General features: G+C 65.2%; 16 protein-coding genes. 4 read left to right on the forward strand and 12 right to left on the reverse strand.

The annotated features are described in order from the left end of the window. Window positions 1-156 precede the first annotated feature (156 nt). From xseA to leuA, 3 genes are all read left to right on the forward strand, one after another. Entirely contained in the window at window positions 157-1,536 is a 1,380-nt protein-coding gene (xseA, locus tag KHO27_RS17155; protein ID WP_102682974.1) for an exodeoxyribonuclease VII large subunit, read from the forward strand. A 3-nt stretch (window positions 1,537-1,539) separates the two neighbouring features. After that, a complete protein-coding gene (locus tag KHO27_RS17160) occupies window positions 1,540-2,367 on the forward strand; it encodes a M23 family metallopeptidase (protein ID WP_214500529.1) in 828 nt (275 codons plus the stop codon). Between the two features lie 350 nt (window positions 2,368-2,717). Then, a complete protein-coding gene (leuA, locus tag KHO27_RS17165) occupies window positions 2,718-4,391 on the forward strand; it encodes a 2-isopropylmalate synthase (protein WP_102682942.1) in 1,674 nt (557 codons plus the stop codon). A 188-nt stretch (window positions 4,392-4,579) separates the two neighbouring features. Here leuA and KHO27_RS17170 read toward each other — a convergent pair whose 3' ends face one another. The 3 genes from KHO27_RS17170 to zwf are packed head-to-tail and all read right to left on the reverse strand — an operon-like array spanning window position 4,580 to window position 7,441. Further along, a complete protein-coding gene (locus KHO27_RS17170) occupies window positions 4,580-5,254 on the reverse strand; it encodes a bifunctional 4-hydroxy-2-oxoglutarate aldolase/2-dehydro-3-deoxy-phosphogluconate aldolase (RefSeq protein ID WP_046854326.1) in 675 nt (224 codons plus the stop codon). Between the two features lie 17 nt (window positions 5,255-5,271). After that, entirely contained in the window at window positions 5,272-5,985 is a 714-nt protein-coding gene (gene pgl / locus KHO27_RS17175; RefSeq protein ID WP_102682943.1) for a 6-phosphogluconolactonase, read from the reverse strand. Next, window positions 5,972-7,441 (reverse strand): glucose-6-phosphate dehydrogenase, encoded by a 1,470-nt coding sequence (gene zwf, locus KHO27_RS17180; RefSeq protein WP_214500530.1) that lies wholly within the window; start codon window positions 7,439-7,441, stop codon window positions 5,972-5,974. The genes pgl and zwf overlap by 14 nt, the downstream gene beginning before the upstream one ends. 191 nt (window positions 7,442-7,632) lie before the next feature. Between zwf and hexR the strand changes: the two genes are divergently transcribed. Then, a complete protein-coding gene (hexR, locus tag KHO27_RS17185) occupies window positions 7,633-8,496 on the forward strand; it encodes a DNA-binding transcriptional regulator HexR (RefSeq protein WP_172670918.1) in 864 nt (287 codons plus the stop codon). On the opposite strand, the gene KHO27_RS17190 is transcribed toward hexR, so the two are convergent. The 9 genes from KHO27_RS17190 to KHO27_RS17230 all read right to left on the reverse strand — a co-directional run bounded on the left by KHO27_RS17190 (window position 8,489) and on the right by KHO27_RS17230 (window position 18,723). Next, a complete protein-coding gene (locus KHO27_RS17190) occupies window positions 8,489-9,343 on the reverse strand; it encodes a D-hexose-6-phosphate mutarotase (protein ID WP_046854323.1) in 855 nt (284 codons plus the stop codon). The genes hexR and KHO27_RS17190 overlap by 8 nt on opposite strands. A 119-nt stretch (window positions 9,344-9,462) precedes the next feature. Beyond that, entirely contained in the window at window positions 9,463-10,836 is a 1,374-nt protein-coding gene (locus tag KHO27_RS17195; RefSeq protein WP_371918121.1) for a carbohydrate porin, read from the reverse strand. 13 nt (window positions 10,837-10,849) lie between these two features. Then, window positions 10,850-12,004, reverse strand: a complete 1,155-nt coding sequence (locus tag KHO27_RS17200; protein ID WP_110699840.1) for an ABC transporter ATP-binding protein — start codon at window positions 12,002-12,004, stop codon at window positions 10,850-10,852. Between the two features lie 3 nt (window positions 12,005-12,007). Continuing rightward, window positions 12,008-12,853: a carbohydrate ABC transporter permease gene (locus KHO27_RS17205; protein WP_214500531.1), complete on the reverse strand. Its 846-nt coding sequence runs from the start codon at window positions 12,851-12,853 to the stop codon at window positions 12,008-12,010. Continuing rightward, complete coding sequence (locus tag KHO27_RS17210) at window positions 12,846-13,754, reverse strand: carbohydrate ABC transporter permease (protein ID WP_023630395.1); 909 nt, start codon at window positions 13,752-13,754, stop codon at window positions 12,846-12,848. The genes KHO27_RS17205 and KHO27_RS17210 overlap by 8 nt, the downstream gene beginning before the upstream one ends. Before the next feature lie 94 nt (window positions 13,755-13,848). After that, a complete protein-coding gene (locus tag KHO27_RS17215; RefSeq protein ID WP_214500532.1) occupies window positions 13,849-15,135 on the reverse strand; it encodes an ABC transporter substrate-binding protein in 1,287 nt (428 codons plus the stop codon). Between the two features lie 115 nt (window positions 15,136-15,250). Continuing rightward, window positions 15,251-16,468: a D-mannose isomerase gene (locus KHO27_RS17220; protein WP_111532114.1), complete on the reverse strand. Its 1,218-nt coding sequence runs from the start codon at window positions 16,466-16,468 to the stop codon at window positions 15,251-15,253. A 121-nt stretch (window positions 16,469-16,589) separates the two neighbouring features. Beyond that, window positions 16,590-18,044 carry an ATP-binding protein gene (locus KHO27_RS17225; protein ID WP_250888371.1) on the reverse strand — a complete coding sequence of 485 codons (1,455 nt, stop codon included), beginning with the start codon at window positions 18,042-18,044 and terminating at the stop codon, window positions 16,590-16,592. Further along, window positions 18,028-18,723 (reverse strand): response regulator, encoded by a 696-nt coding sequence (locus KHO27_RS17230; protein ID WP_219730381.1) that lies wholly within the window; start codon window positions 18,721-18,723, stop codon window positions 18,028-18,030. The genes KHO27_RS17225 and KHO27_RS17230 overlap by 17 nt, the downstream gene beginning before the upstream one ends. Window positions 18,724-18,787 lie beyond the last annotated feature (64 nt).

Below are 18,787 nucleotides of genomic sequence, written 5' to 3' on the forward strand. Positions count from 1 at the left end.
CCCGCTCCCACGCACCTACCGACTTAGAATGGACTGCCTCCAAGCATTGGATTGGTGTCCCGCTTCTTGGGGACAGTCCAGAACGTGGGAGCGGGCTTGCCCCGCGATAGAGGCCGGCACAGACAACCGGGCCTTCGCTCATTTATGATGCCCGCCATGATCAGAGACCCTTTCGAACGACTCGGCCTGGACCGCGAGGTCCTCACCGTCAGCCAGCTCAACGGCCGCGCCCGCGTGCTGCTTGAGGACGTGTTCCGCAGCGTCTGGGTGGAAGGCGAGATTTCCAACCTCGCCCGCCCGGCCTCCGGCCATATGTACTTCACCCTCAAGGACAGCGGCGCGCAGATCCGCTGTGCGCTGTTCCGGCAGAACGCCGCCCGGGTGCGCCAGGCCCTGCGCGACGGCCTGGCGGTACGGGTGCGCGGCAAGGTCTCGCTGTTCGAAGGGCGTGGCGACTACCAGCTGATCCTCGATACGGTCGAGCCGGCCGGCGACGGTGCCCTGCGCCTGGCGTTCGAGGCGCTGAAGGAAAAGCTCGGCGCCGAGGGGCTGTTCAGCACCGAACGCAAGAAGCCGCTACCGGCGCACCCGCAACGCATCGGCATCATCACCTCGCCCACCGGCGCGGTGATCCGCGACATCATCAGCGTGTTCGGCCGCCGTGCGCCGCAGGTCGAGTTGAACCTGATCCCCACCGCGGTGCAGGGCCGCGAGGCGATCAACCAGATCGTCCGCGCCCTGCAGATGGCCGATCGGCAAGGCTTCGACGCGCTGATCCTGGCCCGTGGCGGCGGCTCGCTGGAAGACCTCTGGTGCTTCAACGAAGAGGCCGTGGCCCGCGCCGTGGCCGCCTGCGTCACGCCCATCGTCAGCGCCGTGGGCCATGAGACCGACGTGTCGATCAGCGACTTCGTCGCCGATGTACGCGCACCCACGCCGTCGGCCGCCGCCGAGCTGCTCGCCCCCGACAGCAGCGGCCTGCAGCAGCGCCTCGACAGCCTGCAACGGCGCCTGCTGCTGCGCATGCAGAACCGCCTGGCCCACGACCGCCTGCGCCTCGACGGGCTGGCCCGACGCCTGCGCCACCCCGGCGAACGCCTGCGCCAGCAGGCCCAGCGCCTGGACGACCTGGACATGCGCCTGCGTCGCGCCTTCATGCTCGACATGAACCAGCGCCAGCAACGCCTCGGCCGCCTCGACACGCGCCTGGCCGCGCAACATCCGGGACGCAGCCTGAAACTGCTCAAGCAGCGCCTGGACAGCCTCGCCGAGCGCCTGCCGCGTGCCATGCGCGAGGTGCTCAAGGACCGCCGCCAGCGCTTCCAGGCACAACTACAGACCCTGCAGGTGGTCAGCCCGCTGGCCACCCTCGCCCGCGGCTACAGCATCCTCCTGGATGAGCGCGGCCAGGCCATCCGCAGCGCCGCGCAAACCCACAACGGCCAACGCCTGACCGCCCGCCTCAACGAAGGCGAGCTCAAGGTGCGGGTCGAGGACAACCACCAGACCCCGGTCACCCTCTCGCTACTGGACTGACACATGCCACGCCTGTTCGCGCCCCTGCTTGCCCTCGCCTTGCTGCTGCCGGTCACGGCCGCCCACGCCAGCTACATTACCCGCGCCCTCAACAAGCCCGTGCCCGGCGGCGTGGCGGTGATCGACCTGGGCCCAGGCGCCAGCGCCCCGACCGCGCGCTTCGATGGCAAACCGGTATTGGTGGTCAGGGAGCAGGACAACTGGCTGGCCATCGTCGGCATTCCGCTTACGCAAAAGCCTGGCAGTGCCGTGCTGACCCAGGGTGGGCGCAACATTCCTTTCAGTGTCGGCAGCAAGAAGTACCCCGAGCAGCACATCACCTTGAAGAACAAGCGCCAGGTCAACCCTGAACCGCAAGACCTCAAGCGCATCGACCGCGAACTGGCCGAGCAGATCAAGGCCTATCGCAGTTTCAGCCCCGTGCTTCCGAGCAACCTGATCCTCGACAAGCCGGTCAACGGCCCGCTGTCGAGCAAGTTCGGCGTGCGCCGCTTCTTCAATGGCGAGGAGCGCAACCCCCATGCCGGCCTGGACTTCGCCGTGCCCGCCGGCACGCCGATCAAGACCCCGGCCAATGGCAAGGTGATCCTGGTGGGCGACTACTTCTTCAATGGCCGTACGGTGTTCGTCGACCATGGGCAAGGCTTCATCAGCATGTTCTGCCACATGTCGAAGATCGACGTGAAGCCGGGCCAGGCGCTGCGCCGTGGCGAGGTGGTTGGCCGCGTAGGTTCGACCGGCCGGGCTACCGGGCCGCACATGCACTGGAACGTCAGCCTCAACGATGCGCGGGTGGATCCGGCGATCTTCATCGGCGCGTTCCAGCCCTGAAAGCGCAATCGCGGGGCCAGCCCGCTCCCACGCAGCCAACGCTGGCCCCGCGATTTGCGCAATGAAAAAGCTTAAAGCAATAAAATCTCAACAAACCGAAATTAATGGCCATGAAAACTCTGTAAAATCTTTTTTTTAAGCATTTATCTCAATTTTCCCGCAATACTTGCCATCCCCCAACCCACTGGTTAGGGTTGAGCCTATGAACATCTTCAGCACCCTCCTCCAACAACACCGCAGCCTCTGCCTGGTCAGCGCCCGACTACCAGGGTGAATCGCGTCGCCTCGCCTTTTCATCTCGTACACGTTCGGCAGGCCCGATCACGGCCGCACATAAAAGGATTGCTTCCATGACCATGCTCAAAGACCCATCGAAGAAGTACCGCGCCTTCCCGACCATCGACCTGCCTGACCGTACCTGGCCGTCGAAGGCCATCACCCAGGCGCCGATCTGGTGCAGTTCCGACCTGCGTGATGGCAACCAGTCGCTGATCGAGCCGATGGATGCCGAGAAGAAGCTGCGTTTCTGGAAGACCTTGGTGCAAGTAGGCGTGAAGGAAATCGAAGCGTCGTTCCCGTCCGCATCGCAGACCGACTTCGACTTCGTGCGTACCCTGATCGAAGACGGCCATATCCCGGACGACACCACCATCCAGGTGCTCACCCAGGCCCGTGAAGACCTGATCGCCCGTACCTTCGAATCCCTGCGCGGCGCCAAGAAGGCCATCGTTCACCTGTACAACGCCACCTGCCCGTCGTTCCGCCGCATCGTCTTCAACCAGGACAAGCAGGGCGTCAAGGACATCGCGGTCAACGCCGCCAAGCTGTTCGTCAAGTACGCGGCGCAGCAGCCGCAAACCCAGTGGACCTTCCAGTACTCGCCCGAAACCTTCAGCGCCACCGAACTGGAATTCGCCAAGGAAGTGTGCGACGCGGTAATCGAGGTGTGGAACCCGACCCCCGAGCACAAGATCATCCTCAACCTGCCGGCCACCGTCGAAGTCGCCACGCCGAACGTCTACGCCGACCAGATCGAGTGGTTCTGCCGTAACGTCAACCGCCGCGACAGCGTGATCATCAGCCTGCACACCCACAACGACCGTGGCACCGGCATCGCCGCCACCGAGCTGGGCCTGATGGCTGGCGCCGACCGTGCCGAAGGCTGCCTGTTCGGCAACGGCGAGCGCACCGGCAACGTCGACCTGGTGACCCTGGCACTGAACCTCTACACCCAGGGCATCGACCCGCAGCTGGACTTCTCCGACATCGATGGCGTGCGCAAGGTCGTCGAGGAGTGCAACCAGTTGCCGGTGCACCCACGTCACCCGTACGTTGGCGACTTGGTCCACACCGCCTTCTCCGGCTCGCACCAGGACGCCATCCGCAAGGGCTTCGCCAAGCAGCAGGACGGCGAGCTCTGGGAAGTGCCGTACCTGCCGATCGACCCGGCCGACATCGGCCGCAGCTACGAGGCGGTGATCCGTGTCAACAGCCAGTCGGGCAAGGGCGGCATCACCTACCTGCTCGAGCAGGAATATGGCATCAGCCTGCCGCGCCGCATGCAGATCGAGTTCAGCCAAGTGGTACAGGGCGAGACCGACCGTCTCGGCCTGGAAATGACCGCCGAGCAGATCTACAAGCTGCTGCAGAAGGAATACCTCCAGGCCAACGCGCCATATGCCCTGGTCAGCCACCGCCTGCAGGAAGAAAACGGCAGCAGCCACGTGCAAGTGGAAGTCTCTGGTGAAGGCGAAACCACCCTGCACTGGCACGGCAAGGGCAACGGCGCCCTCGAGGCACTGGTGGCCGGCCTGCCGATCGCCGTGGAGATCATGGACTACAACGAACACGCCATCGGCGCCGGCACCAATGCCAAGGCCGCGGCCTATATCGAGCTGCGCGTGGCCGGCGGGCGTCCGGTGCACGGCGTGGGCATCGACGAGAACATCACCACCGCCAGCTTCAAGGCGCTGTTCAGCGCGCTGAACCGCTCGCTGAGCCAGCAGCAGGCCAAGGCGGCGTAAGCCATCACTGATGACCGAAGCCCGCATCCTCGATGCGGGCTTTTTTGTTGGTTTTCCGACGCTATCGCGGGCTCGTGGGAGCGGGCTTGCCCCGCGATAGGGCCACAACCGGTTGTACCCAAATCACAGGCAAAAAAAGGGGCGCCGACCAAGCGCCCCACAAGCCGTGTAGCACACAACGAAATCTGTCAGTCCAGCAACGCCATCGCCTCGGCGCTGCACGCCTCGATCCGCGCCCAGTCGCCGTTCTTGATCCAACTGCTGTCGAGCATCCAGGTGCCGCCCACGCACATCACATTGGGCAGGGCCATGTAGTTGCGCACGTTGGCCGGGTTGACCCCGCCGGTGGGGCAGAAGCGAATGTCGCCGAACGGGCCGCCGAATGCCTTGATCGCCGCCACGCCGCCACTGATCTCGGCGGGGAACAGCTTGAAGCGGCGGTAGCCCAGGGCGTAGCCCATCATGATTTCCGACGGCGTGCTGATGCCTGGCAACAGCGGAATATCGCTGTCCACGCCCGCTTCGAGAATGTCCTGGGTGATGCCCGGGGTAACGACGAACTGCGCGCCCGCCGCCTCGACGGCGGCGAACATGCCGCGGTCGAGCACGGTACCGGCGCCGACGCACAGCTCCGGGCGCTGCTCACGCAGCACCTGGATGGCCTTCAGGCCGTGCTGCGAGCGCAGGGTCACTTCTAGGGTACGGATGCCGCCGGCAGCCAGGGCGTCGGCCAGGGGCAGGATGTCTTCCTCACGGGCGATGGTGATCACCGGCAGGATGCGCGCCTTGTTGCAGATCGCGTCGATCCGTGCGGCTTTGTCGGCCATCGAGAGCAAAGGCTGTGGGCGTTCGAGGGTGGTCATGACAATGGATCCTTGGCTCATGGGCACCAGTAGATGTCCAGGGGGTCGTGAAGAAAGGCGCGAATCGGCATTTCGGTTGGGTCTTCGGCCGCCAGCGCGGTGCGCAGGGTGGCAAGCTTGCCCGCGCCCTGCACCGACAACAGGGTCAGGCCGGCAGTGGCCAGCAGCGCGCGGGTCATGCTCAGGCGCTGGTGCGGCACGCTGGGCGCCAACATCGGCAGGCAGCGGCGCTCGCCGACCTTGGCCAGGCCCTGGCGCAGGTTGGGGCTGGCCGGGAACAGCGAGGCTGTATGGCCATCGTCGCCCATGCCCAGCACCAGCACATCGATCGGTGGCAGGTCGGCCAGCACCTGGTCGGCCTGCTCGGCAGCGGCTTCGAGGGTAGCGGCGGGTTGGTAGAGCCCGATAAAGCGCGCCTTGGCCGCCGGCCCCTTGAATAGGTGACGAGCCAGCAGGCCGGCGTTGCTGTCGTCGTGCGCCACCGGCACCCAGCGCTCATCGGCCAGGCTCACGGTGACCCGGGACCAGTCCAGCGCCTCGCCAGCCAGCTTCTCGAGGAAGGGCACCGGGCTACGCCCGCCAGACAGCACCAGGCAAGCCTGCCCCTTGCTGGCGATCGCCTGGCGCAGGCGCTCGGCCACATCATGGGCCTGGGTCGCCGCCAAGGTTTTCGGGTCGGCCAGCTGATGAACCTTCACGGTCGCCGGCAGTTGCAGTTCAGATATCGCCATACCAGGCCCTCCCATCACGTGTAATCAATGCAATCGAGCTCATCGGCCCCCAGGATCCGGCCGCATAGGGCTTTGGCGCGTCACCGCTGGTCTTCCAGCCTGCAATCAGCTGGTCGCACCACTTCCAGGCGTATTCGATCTCGTCCTTGCGCACGAACAGGTTCTGGTTGCCGCGCATCACTTCCAGCAACAACCGCTCATAGGCATCCGGGATCCGCGCGCTGCGCCAGGTGTCGGAGAAATTCAGCTGCAGCGGGCCGCTGCGCAGTTGCATGCCCTTGTCCAGGCCCTGCTCCTTGGTCATCACCCGCAGCGAAATGCCCTCGTCCGGCTGCAGGCGAATGATCAGCTTGTTGCCGATCTGCAAACGCTGTTCCGGGGCGAAGATGTAGTGCGGGGTTTCCTTGAAATGGATGACGATCTGCGACAGCTTCTGCGGCATGCGCTTGCCGGTGCGCAGGTAGAACGGCACGCCCGACCAGCGCCAGTTGCGGATATCGGCACGCAGGGCGACGAAGGTCTCGGTGTCGCTCTGGGCGTTGGCGTTGTCCTCTTCGAGGTAACCCGGCACCGGCTTGCCGTCACTGAAACCGGCGATGTACTGACCACGCACCACATGGGTGCTCAAGCCCTCGCCGGTGATCGGCGCCAGTGCCTTGAGCACCTTGACCTTCTCGTCGCGGATGCTGTCGGCCGAAAGGTCGCTGGGCGGGTCCATGGCGATCAGGCAGAGCAGCTGCAGCAGGTGGTTCTGGATCATGTCGCGCAGCTGGCCGGCCTTGTCGAAGTAGCCCCAGCGGCCCTCGATGCCGACCTTCTCGGCAACGGTGATCTCCACGTGGGAGATGGAATTCTGGTTCCACTGGGTTTCGAACAGGCTGTTGGCGAAGCGCAGGGCGATCAGGTTCTGCACCGTCTCCTTGCCCAGGTAGTGGTCGATACGGTAGACACGGCTCTCGGGGAAGAACCGCGCCACGGCGTCGTTGACCCGGCGCGACGACTCCAGGTCGTGGCCGATGGGCTTTTCCAACACCACCCGGGTGCGCGACGCCAGGCCGGCCTTGTCGAGGTTCTCGCAGATCGCGCCGTAGACCGCCGCCGCCGTGGCGAAGTAGGCGATCAGCGGCTGCCCGCTCGGTGCCTGCTCAGCCAAGGCCTGGTAGCCCTCGGGCTCGACAAAGTCCAGGTGCAGGTAGCTCAGGCGCGCCAGGAAGCGCCCCAGGGAGGCGGCATCGATCTCGGCCTCCGGCACGTGGCGGCGCAGATGGGCTTCGATGTTGTTCAGGTGTTCCTGCACGCTGCCCGGCTCGCGGGCCAGGGCCAGCAGGCGGGTGTCGGGGTGCAGGAGGTCGGCGCGGTCGAGCTGGTAGAGCGCGGGGAACAGCTTGCGCAATGCCAGGTCGCCTAGGGCGCCAAAGAGGGCGAAGGTGCAGGGTTCGACACTGATCGCGGCCATGATGTTGGTTCTTTTATAAATGTTGGACTAGGAATACCGGTTTCAACCCTGCTTTTCAAGGGGTAATGTAGTAAAAACCACAACATCCAATACAGCTATTACAGACAAGTGGTGTGACAATCTTACCGACAGTAGGATACACACCAGCGCAAAAAGCCTGCTTCCCGACCCAAGGACACACCATGGACCGCGTGCGAAACCTCCTGGAACAGATCCAGGGCCGCCTCGACGAGCTGAACAAGGCCGAACGCAAGGTCGCCGAAGTCATCCTGCTCAACCCGCAGCAAGCCACCCGCTTCAGCATTGCCGCCCTGGCCCAGGCGGCCAGCGTCAGCGAACCGACGGTCAACCGCTTCTGCCGCTCGTTCGGCGTCAGCGGCTACCCCGAGCTCAAGCTGCAACTGGCGCAGAGCCTGGCCAGCGGCGCCGCCTATGTCAGCCGCGCGGTGGAGGCCGACGACGATCCGGCCGCCTACACCCAGAAGATCTTCGGCAGCGCCATTGCCTCGCTCGACAGCGCCTGCCAGGCGCTCGACCCGCAGCAGGTCAGCCGCGCCGTGGACATGATGATCCAAGCCCGACAGATCCACTTCTTCGGCCTCGGCGCCTCGGCCCCGGTGGCCCTCGATGCGCAGCACAAGTTCTTCCGCTTCAATCTCGCCGTGTCGGCCCACGCCGATGTGCTGATGCAGCGCATGCTGGCTTCGGTGGCCCACACCGGCGACCTGTTCGTGATCATTTCCTACACCGGGCGCACCCGCGAACTGGTCGAGGTGGCGCGCCTGGCGCGGGAAAACGGCGCCTCGGTGCTCGGCCTGACCGCCGCCGGCTCGCCCCTGGCCCAGGCCTGCAGCCTGAGCCTGCATATCCCGCTGCCGGAAGACACCGACATCTACATGCCGATGACCTCGCGGATCATCCAGCTCACCGTGCTCGATGTGCTCGCCACTGGCATGACCCTGCGCCGTGGCGTGGACTTCCAGCCGCACCTGCGCAAGATCAAGGAAAGCCTCAACGCCAGTCGCTACCCGATCGAGGACGACGACCTCAACTGAGCCGGTGCGCCTGCAAACGCAGGTGCGCCCGCTCGCCCGGCGCCAGGCTCAGACCCTCACCACTGCCGCTGGCCGCCTCGACGCAGACGAAGCCTTGGCACTCGCGCCCACTCACGCCCATCAACGGCCGGTTGCCAGGGTGCCAGACCACAGTGTCGTCGCTGTCGCCGGTGTCGATGCACAGTTCGCGCTGCCAGGCCGGGTCCTGCAATTGCACCCGCGGCGTACCGGGATAGACCCGCTGGCAACCGCCCTTGAGGGTCAGCGCGCCGTCTTCGCGGCAGGCCTGGCGATTGAGACGGTCGTAGCCGTCGATGTCCTCCAGCCCAGACAGCGCTATCTTCGACACGTCGCTGATCCGCCAGTAGGCCAGCAGCGCATGGCTCAACTGGCACGGTTCGCTGTCCTGGTGCTCGGTGCTCAGGCTCAGTTCCATGCTCGCCCCGAGCCGGGCATGCAGGTCGACCTGCCAGTCGCACAGGTCCAGGCGCCATTTCAGGGTCACCCCCTCCTCGTCCTCGCGGCTGTCCACCAGCTTCCAGTCCAGCAGGCGCGCCCAGCCATGGGCCGGCCACAGGTCTTCGCTGGGATGACGGCCATACCAGGGCCAGCACACCGGCACGCCGCCACGAATGGCCCCTACCTGGGGCCACTGCTCGGCGCACCACAACCAGGGCTTCTCACCCGCAGGTTGAAAGTGCAGGAGCTGACCGCCCTGGCGGCTGAACACCGCCTGGCAGCGAGGGTGGTCGATAATCAGCACATCGCGCTGCTGGTAACGCTCCCACTCGAAGGTCGGCCTGGGCCGTTGCGAGGTGAAGAAGCGATGTAGCGGATGTTCGGGCATGGTTCCAAGCTCTTTTGTTGTTCGAGATAGCGCTGTCTCAGCCCGTGCCCGCTAACCACTGCAGACCAGTGGTTAGCGGGAAGGCCGAAATGGATGGCGTAAATTTACAACAATTTTTCTCAGAATGACGACTGAATCTTCAACCCCGCGACCAGCGCGTTGTCCACTTCATCCACACCGCCCGGGCTCTTGATGTACTGCAGGTTCGGGCGCACGGTCAGCCAGTTGGTGACGTGGAAGCCGTAGTAGAGCTCGGCGTTGTACTCGGTGCGCTGCAGCGGCGCGAAGCCTGGGTTGTCATAGTCGTTGATGCCGGACTGGGCATTGAACAGCTCGGCACGCTTCTTCACATCGTCATTGACGTGGATGCGGGCGATGCCGAAGCCGATGTCGTCCTTGGGCCGGGCGTCGAAGGCGCCCTTGTAGACCAGGCCGACCTGCTGGTAGTTGTCGACCACGTTGGTGGCCTTGTCGTGCACGGTGAAGTTGGCGAACAGGCTCAGGCCGCGGTTGACGTCGCCGGCATGGGCGGTGACCTGCTGCTGCGCCACGACCCACCAGCCGTGCTTGCTGGAGTGCGACTTGAAGGCCGCGCCGGTCAGCGCCTGCGGGTTGCCGTTGATGTCGTCGTAGACGTCGTCGGCCTTAGCGGTGCTGTAGTAGTAGCCCAGGCGGTACTCGCCCGGCAGGCCGTTGACCTTCGGCGACCAGACCGCCTCCACCGGCAGGATCGCGCCCTTGGTGCCGCTGCCGCTGAGTTTGAAGCCGTTGCCGGTCTCCAGGTTCGACGGGTTCTGCTCGTACGCGCCGACCTGGACGAAGAATTCCGGGGTGATGTTGTACTTGACCCGCAGTGCCCACTGGCTGACCGGCCAGTTGTACCAGATGCCGCCGACCCAGTTGCCCACTTGCGAGCCGCAGAAGGCCAGGTTCTGGAAGTCGCAGGGGAAGCTGTTGAAGTCCTCGCCCTCGCCGAAGCGGCCGAATTTCACGTCCAGCGCGCCGTCGAAGTACTTCTGCTTGACCCACATCTGCGTCAGGCGCCAGGTCTGGCCGCGCCCCCAGACCTCCTGCACCGAGCTGAACTGCCCGGCACGCGGGTCGCTGATGCGGTCGTTGGACAGGTTGCGGCCGCTACGCTCGGTGATCGCCAGCTTGAACTCGGTGTCCTTCCAGCCGAAGATCTTCTCCAGGTCCAGGTGCGCGCCCAGGGCGAACTGGTCGCTGTAGCGCGCGGTCTTGTCGTCGTTGTAGCCACCGTGCAGGTTGCCGGCCACTTCGCCAACGTAGTCGAGGGTGAAGTCGTAGCCCTTCTCCAGCAGCTCGGTACGGGTGCCGCCCCAGTCGCCGGTCATCCATTTCGATTCCGACGAGAAAGCCTCGGCGGCCTGGGCCCCGCTGCTGCCGACCAGCGCCAGCAAGGCGAGCGATCCCAGGGTCTTGATGCGATTGCGATGTTCCATCCCTTTGCGTCCTCTTTTCTTGTTATGCATTGTTCTAGACGATTCAACGGCCTTTGAAGCGAGTCACGTTGTCCTTGATGGCAGTGCCGCTGGCGGTGAGGTCGAGACGTTCGCCGCTGCCGGCGTCGAACAGCAGCACCCGCGCCGGGTCGAACTGCAGGTTGAGGCTGTCGCCCACCCGGCACGCCACATCCGGCGCCAGGCGGCAGCAGACCTTGGTCTGGTTGAGGGTGACGAATACCAGCAGGTCCGGGCCGGTGGGTTCGGTGACCTGCACTTCGGCGCGGATGGCGGGCATGCCGTTGCCCTCGGCGGCCCCCAGCGAGATTTGTTCAGGGCGCACGCCGAGGATGATCTCGCGCCCTTCCAGCTCGTCCGCCGCCACGCCCAACGGCAGCTCGCAGCGCGCCTGGCCGCTGTCGAGCAGCGCCAGCACCCGCCCGTCCTGCTTCATCAGGCGCACGGGAATGAAATTCATCGGCGGCGAGCCGATGAAACTGGCGACGAACAGATTGGCCGGGTCGTTGTAGATCTGTTGCGGGGTGCCGAACTGCTGAATGATGCCGTCCTTCATCACCGCCACCTTGTCGCCCAGGGTCATGGCCTCGATCTGGTCATGGGTGACATACACCGTGGTGGTCTTCAGGCGCTGGTGCATCAGCTTGATCTCGGTGCGCATCTCCACCCGCAGCTTGGCGTCGAGGTTCGACAGCGGTTCATCGAACAGGTAGATCTTCGGCCGCCGCGCCAGCGCCCGGCCCATGGCCACGCGCTGCTGCTGGCCGCCGGACAGCTGCCCGGGCTTGCGCCCCAGCAGGTGCTCGATCTGCAGCAGCTTGGCCACCCGCGCCACCTCCTCGTCGATGGCGGCCTGGGACATCTTGCGGATCTTCAGGCCAAAGGCGATGTTGTCGCGCACGTTCATGGTCGGGTACAGCGCGTAGGACTGGAACACCATGGCGATGTCGCGATCCTTGGGGCTCATGCCGCTGACATCCTCGTCGTCGATGAGGATCGCCCCGCCGCTGATGCTTTCCAGGCCGGCGATGCAGTTCATCAGCGTCGACTTGCCGCAGCCCGAGGGCCCGACCAGGATCAGGAACTCGCCGTCCTTGATCGCCAGCTGGATGTCCTTGAGCGTGTCCGGCAGGCCCGCGCCATAGGTCTTGTGCACATTGCGAAGTTCGAGTGTTGCCATGACTTACCCCTTGACCGCGCCGGCGGTCAGCCCGCGCACGAAATACTTGCCCGCAATCACGTAGACCAGCAGCGTCGGCAGCCCGGCGATCATCGCCGCGGCCATGTCGACGTTGTATTCCTTGGCCCCGGTGCTGGTGTTGACCAGGTTGTTCAGGGCCACGGTGATCGGTTGCGAGTCGCCGCTGGAGAACACCACGCCGAACAGGAAGTCGTTCCAGATCTGGGTGAACTGCCAGATCAGGCAGACCATGATGATCGGCGTCGACATCGGCAGGATGATCCGCCCGAAGATGGTGAAGAACCCGGCGCCGTCCAGACGCGCGGCCTTGACCAGCGCCTCGGGGATGCTCACGTAGTAGTTGCGGAAGAACAATGTGGTGAAGGCCAGGCCGTACACCACATGCACCAGCACCAGGCCGCTGGTGGTGCTGGCCAGGCCCAGCTTGCCGAGGGTGAACGAGGCCGGCAGCAGCACGGTCTGGAACGGCAGGAAGCAGCCGAACAGCAGCAGGCCGAAGAACAGCTGCGAGCCACGGAAGCGCCACATCGACAGCACGTAGCCGTTGAGCGCGCCAACGGCCGTGGAGATCAGCACCGCCGGCACGGTGATCAGGATCGAGTTGAGAAAATAGCCATTGACCGTGGCCCAGGCCTTGGCCCAGCCAATGCCGGTGAACACCGCAGGCCAGCTCAGCAGGTTGCCGGTGCTGATGTCCTCGGGGGTCTTGAAGCTGGTCAGCAGCATGACCACCAGTGGCACCAGGTACAGCAACACCGCCAGCAGCAGCACCGCGTGGATGGCGATGCGGCTGAGGTTCAGCGCGGGTTTGTCGACAGGACTAGTCATGGCGTTTGCCCCGCAGTTCGGAGTACAGGTAAGGGACGATGATCGCCAGGATCGCGCCCAGCATGAGGATCGCGCTGGCCGAGCCCATGCCCATCTGCCCACGGCTGAAGGTGAACGAGTACATGAACATCGCTGGCAGGTCCGAGGAGTAGCCCGGCCCGCCCGCGGTCATCGCCGCCACCAGGTCGAAGCTCTTGATCGCGATGTGCGCGAGGATCATCAGCGAGCTGAAGAACACCGGGCGCAGGCTGGGCAGCACCACGGTCCAGTAGATGCGCGGCAGGCTGGCGCCATCGAGCTGTGCGGCGCGGATGATCGACTGGTCGACGCCGCGCAGGCCGGCGAGGAACATCGCCATGATGAAGCCCGAGGCCTGCCACACGGCAGCGATCACCAGGCAGTAGACCACCCGGTCGGGGTCGATCAGCCAGTCCAGGCGAAAGCCTTCCCAGCCCCAGTCGCGCAGCAGCTTGTCCAGGCCCATGCCGGGGTTGAGCAGCCACTTCCAGGCGGTACCGGTGACGATCATCGACAGCGCCATGGGGTACAGGTAGATGGTGCGGATGAAGCCTTCGCGGCGGATGCGCTGGTCGAGCAGCACCGCAAGGAACACGCCGATGGCCAGGGTGATGCCGATGAACAGCCCGCCGAACAGCAGCAGGTTCTTGCTCGCCACCCACCAGCGGTCGTTGTCGAACAGCCTGGCGTACTGCGCCAGGCCTGCCCACTTGTAGGTGGGCAGGAAAGTAGAGGTGGTGAACGAGAGGACGAAGGTCCACAGGATGTAGCCGTAGAAGCCCACCAGGACGATGAACATGCTCGGCGCCAGCACCAGTTTCGGCAGCCAGCGCTGCAGCGCGTCCAGGGGTGAGGCCCGCAGGCGGGCGGTTGCTGTAGTCATGATCTGGGTTCCCGATGCACCGAATCGCGGGCCAGGCCCGCTCCCACGCCAACAGTGGATTCATCGTGGGAGCGGGCTTGGCCCGTGATCGGGGTTACTTGGCGGCGTTGACGGCTGCGGCTAGCATCTTCGCCGCGTCGGCCGGATCGGCCTTGGGATCGTTGATGTAGTTGGTCACCACATCGAAGAACGCCCCCTGAACCGCCAGGGTGGTGGCCATGTTGTGCGCCATGCTCGGTTGCAGGCCGCCGTTTTTGGCATCGGCCAGGAAGTCCTGGGCCGCCGTCTGGGCGCAACTGTCGAAGCCGTACTTGCCCATGTCGGCAAGCATGTCGTTACGCACCGGGATCGAGCCCTTGTTGATGCTGAAGACCTTCTGGAAGTCCTCGCCCAGCACCTTGCGGGCGATGTCCTGCTGGCCTGCCGCGGTACCCTTGTCCTTTTGCTTGAACACCACCAGCGAGTCGATGTTGTAGAGGAAGGCCTGGTCGGTGCCGGGGAAGGCCACGCACTGGTAGTCCTTGCCGGCGGTCTTCTTCGCCAGGGTCCATTCGCTCTTGGCCCAGTCGCCCATGATCTGCATGCCGGCCTTGCCGTTGATGACCTTGGCCGCTTCAAGGTTCCAGTCCTGGCCCTTGCCGTCCGGGTCCATGTAGGTGGCGACCTTCTTAAGCTCGGTGAGCGCCTTGACCATCTCGGGGCCGGTCAGGGCCTTTTCGTCCAGCTCGACCAGGGCCTTCTTGTAGCCCTCGACGCCCATCACCGAGAGCACCATATTCTCGAACACAGTGCTGTCCTGCCAGGGCTGGCCACCGTGGGCCAGCGGGATGAAACCAGCAGCCTTGAGCTTGTCGGCAGCGGCGTAGAATTCATCGAGGGTAGTCGGGGCCTTGTCGATACCGGCCTTCTTGAACACTTGCGGGTTGATCCACAGCCAGTTGATACGGTGGATGTTCACCGGCACGGCCACGTAGTCGCCGTCGTACTTCACGGTGTCGGCGACCTTCTTGTCGAGCAGGCCGTCCCACTTCTCGTCCTTGGCCACGCCCTTGAGCACGTCGGGATCGAGCAACCCGGTGGCGGCCCAGTCCTGGATATCCGGGCCCTTGATCTGCGCGACCCCGGGCGGGTTGCCAGCCACGGCGCGGCTCTTGAGCACGGTCATGGCGGTGGCGCCACCGCCGCCGGCCACGGCGCCGTCCTTCCAGGTGAAGCCGTCCTTCTCGACCTGCGCCTTGAGCACGTCGACCGCGGCCTTCTCGCCGCCGGAGGTCCACCAATGGACGACTTCCACGCTGCCTTTGGAGTCGGCGGCCTGGGCACTGAGGGAGAACAGGGAGGCGAAGGAGATCGCGGCGGCGAGACGAAGCGTCGGATGCATGGGATTACCTTTCTTGTTGTTATGCGAGGCAAGACTGTCGCTTGCATGGCATGGAGTGTAGGGAGGTCGCGCCCGGCGCCAGGTAACGAACGGATGCGCGAATGTCATCGTCTGGTTACAAAGCCAGGGCCGTGGCCAGGCTCGGCGCCAGCGGCAGGCGTGGCAGCAGCAGGGCCTGGTAGGCGTGGTAGAGGTCAGGCTTGCCACCCCAGATGCGCGCACTGGGCAGCAGTGCCGGGTCGAGCTCGTGGTGCCAGCTGCCATGGGCGCGGTCGATGAAGTGGCTGGCGATGAAGTCCCAGAAGCAGCGGTACCAGTGTTCGTACTGGGCTTCACCGGTACGTCGCAACAGCGCCGCGGCAGTGGCACAGGCCTCGGCATGCACCCAGTGCAGGCGCTCGCGCACCACCGGGCGGTCGTGCCAGTCCAGGGTGTAGACCAGCCCCGGCGCACCGTCTGCCTGCCAGGCGTGGCGACAGGCGCTGTCGAACAGGCCCTGGGCGGCGGGCAGCAAGGACTCGGGCGCAGGCAGTTGCGCCCTTTGCAGGGCCGCCTCGAGGTGCAGTACCAGGCGCGCCCATTCGAAGGCGTGGCCGGGCGTGGTCCCGTAAGGACGGAAGCCATCGGCAGGGTTTTCGCGGTTGTAGTCGGGGAGCGCCTGCCACTGCGCATCGAAATGTTCCGTGACGCGCATACCGTCGGCAGCGGCGCGGGTCAGGATCAAGCGCTCGACGATCCGTTGGGCGCGCAGCAACCACTGTGTGTCGCCGGTCACATCAGCCACGGCGAGGAAGGCTTCGACGCCGTGCATGTTGCTGTTGGCGCCCCGGTAGGCCTCCGCCTGCCGCCAGTCGCGGGAGAACGACTCGCGCAGGGCGCCCTCCTCTTCGCACCAGAAGCGCTGCGCGATGACCTGGGTTACCGCCTCCAGCAACGCCGACGCCTGGCTGATGCCCGCCACCACCGCCGAGCTGGCGGCGAGGGCGACGAAGGCGTGCAGGTAGGCGGCCTTGCCGGTGTCGCCATGACCTTCGGGCTGCGCGTACCAGCCGTCATGTTCCTGGTCGCGCAGCGGGCCGCACAGGGCATCGACGCCATGCTCGACCAGCTCGCGGCAACCCGGAACGCCCTGGATATGCGCCAAGGCAAAACTGTGGGTCATGCGCGCGGTGTTCATGGTCTCGGCCAGGGCGCAACGGGGCAGGCGGCCTTCGTCATCGAGGTTGCCGAACCCCTGAGGCAGGCGCGAAGCCCTGGCGAAGGAGAGCAGGCGCAGGGCCTCGGCGTCGAGCCAGGCATGGTGTGTCGGGGAGTCGAGCCAGCTGATGGCCATGGGTGCACCTTCCTTGTTGTTGTCAGCCGATTCTAGTCAGCCATCCTGGCTGGCATGTCACGAAGCCCGGCTCGATTGTCACCGCATCGTTACATCCAAGCGCTTATCGCGTGGCAAGGGCTCATTCGGCTGTACGCGGCAGGTACAAGGTCACCCGCAGTCCACCCTCGCGCAGGTTCAACAGGCTTACCTCCCCGCCATGGCTATGGGCGATGTTGCGCGCGATGCCCAGCCCCAGCCCATACCCCTGCTGCTGCCCGGCCAGGCGGAAGTGCGGCTCGAACACCTGCTCCAGACGTTGCTCCGGCACCCCCGGCCCCTGGTCGTCCACCTGCAGCACGAAGCTCTCGGCGGTATCGATGATGCGCAGCTGCGCCCGCTCGCCATACTTGATGGCGTTGTCGATCAGGTTGCCGATGCAGCGGCGCAAGGCCAGCGATTTGCCGGGGTACGGTGCCAACGCCTGCCCCTCCACGGTGATGCGCCCATCGCCGAGATAAGGTTCGGCCAGCAGCTCCAGCACCTGGTTGAGGTCGATCGGCTCGATATTCTCGTGGATATCGGTGTCCTTGACACATTGCAGCGCACCCTTGACCAGCAGCTCCAGCTCATCGAGATCGCGGCTGAACTTGGCCTGCAGCTTCTCGTCTTCGAGCAGCTCCACTCGCAGGCGCAGGCGCGTGATCGGTGTGCGCAGGTCATGGGAAATGGCGCTGAACAGCTGGGAACGCTCGGTCAGGTAACGGCTTATCCGATCACGCATGTTGTTGAACGCCCGCCCCACCTCGACCACTTCGCTGCCTCCGCCTTCGGCAACCGGGGCGACGTCCGCCCCCAGCGACATTTCCCGCGCCGCCCGTGCCAGGCGCTTGAGCGGCCGGCTCTGCCAGTGCACCAGCAGGCCGATGAACAGCAGCAACAGCACGGTGGTCAGGGCAATGAAGCCGATCTGCTGACGCGGCAAGCGTTCGGCCTCAAGGCTGGTGTAGGGCTCGGGCAGCAGCGAGGCGATGTACAGCCATTCGCCTTCGCCGAGGCGGATCTGGGTCACCAGCACCGGCGGATTGAGCGGCTCGAGGGTCAACGAATAGTGCGCCCACGAGCGGGGCAGCTCATCGAGTTTCAGGCCGCTGTTGAAAATGCGCAGATCGTCGGGGCTGACGAACTCCACGGAGATCTCCATCTGCTGGCCAAGACGCTCGTGCAGCACCTCCTGGAACACGTCGATCACCGCCTGCTTGCGCGGGGTGATCGGCAACACCGGCATTTCCAGAGGCTTGACGTTGAGCGAGACGAAGAAGCGCGTGCCGCCCATGCTGCGCAACTGATCCAATACCATGGGCCGGTAGGCCACCGGCAGCGAGCGGAAGTAGCTGACACTGGCACTCATCGAGTGCGCGAGGCTGCTGGCGCTGGCGCGCAAGCCCTGCAGCTGGCTGGCGCGCAGCTGCGCGACCCAGATCACGCTGGACAGGCCCTGAGCCAGCAACACCACCAGCAAGGTAAGCAGCAGCATGCGCCCCAACAGCGAGCGCGGCAGCAGGCGCCAGCGACGCTCGTCAGGCCGGGCAGACATTGGCCGCCAGCAGGTAGCCGCTGCCACGCACGGTGCGGATCAGCCGGGGTGGTTTTTCCGTGTCGCGCAGGCGCTGGCGCAGGCGACTGACCGCCATGTCGACGATACGGTCCAGCGGCATCGGTTCGCGACCACGGGTGGCGTTGCCGATGGTGTCGCGGTCGAGGATCTGCTGCGGGTGATCGAGAAACAGTTTGAGCAGGGCGAAGTCGGCGCCGGAGAGGATCACTTCTTCGCCGTCGCGGTGGAACAGACGGTGGCTGATCGTGTCCAGGCGCCAGTCATCGAAGGCCAGCACCGCACTGGCCAGCGTCGCCTGGCCGAAATCGGCACGGCGCAACAAGGCCTTGATCCGTGCCTGCAGCTCTCGCGGGCTGAAGGGTTTTCCGAGGTAGTCGTCGGCGCCCAGCTCCAGGCCGATGACCCGATCGGCTTCATCGGAACTGGCGGTGAGCATGATGATCGGCACCCGCGCCTGGCGCGGGTGCTGGCGAACCCAGCGACACAGGCTGAAACCGTCTTCGTCGGGCAGCATCACGTCGAGGATCACCAGGTCGTAGGGGTTGGCGTCCAGGGCGCGGCGAAAGCCCTGGCCGTCAGGTTCGGCGTGCACCTGCAGGCCGCAGCGGGCGAGGTAGGTCTGCAGCAGTTCGCGGATGTCCTGGTCGTCGTCGACCATCAGGATCGATTTGCCGGCAGTGGTCACAATGGTCAGTCCTTTTGTAAACGCAGATCTTGATGCC

The sequence above is a fragment of the Pseudomonas sp. RC3H12 genome (assembly GCF_018596375.1).
GTDB lineage: Bacteria > Pseudomonadota > Gammaproteobacteria > Pseudomonadales > Pseudomonadaceae > Aquipseudomonas.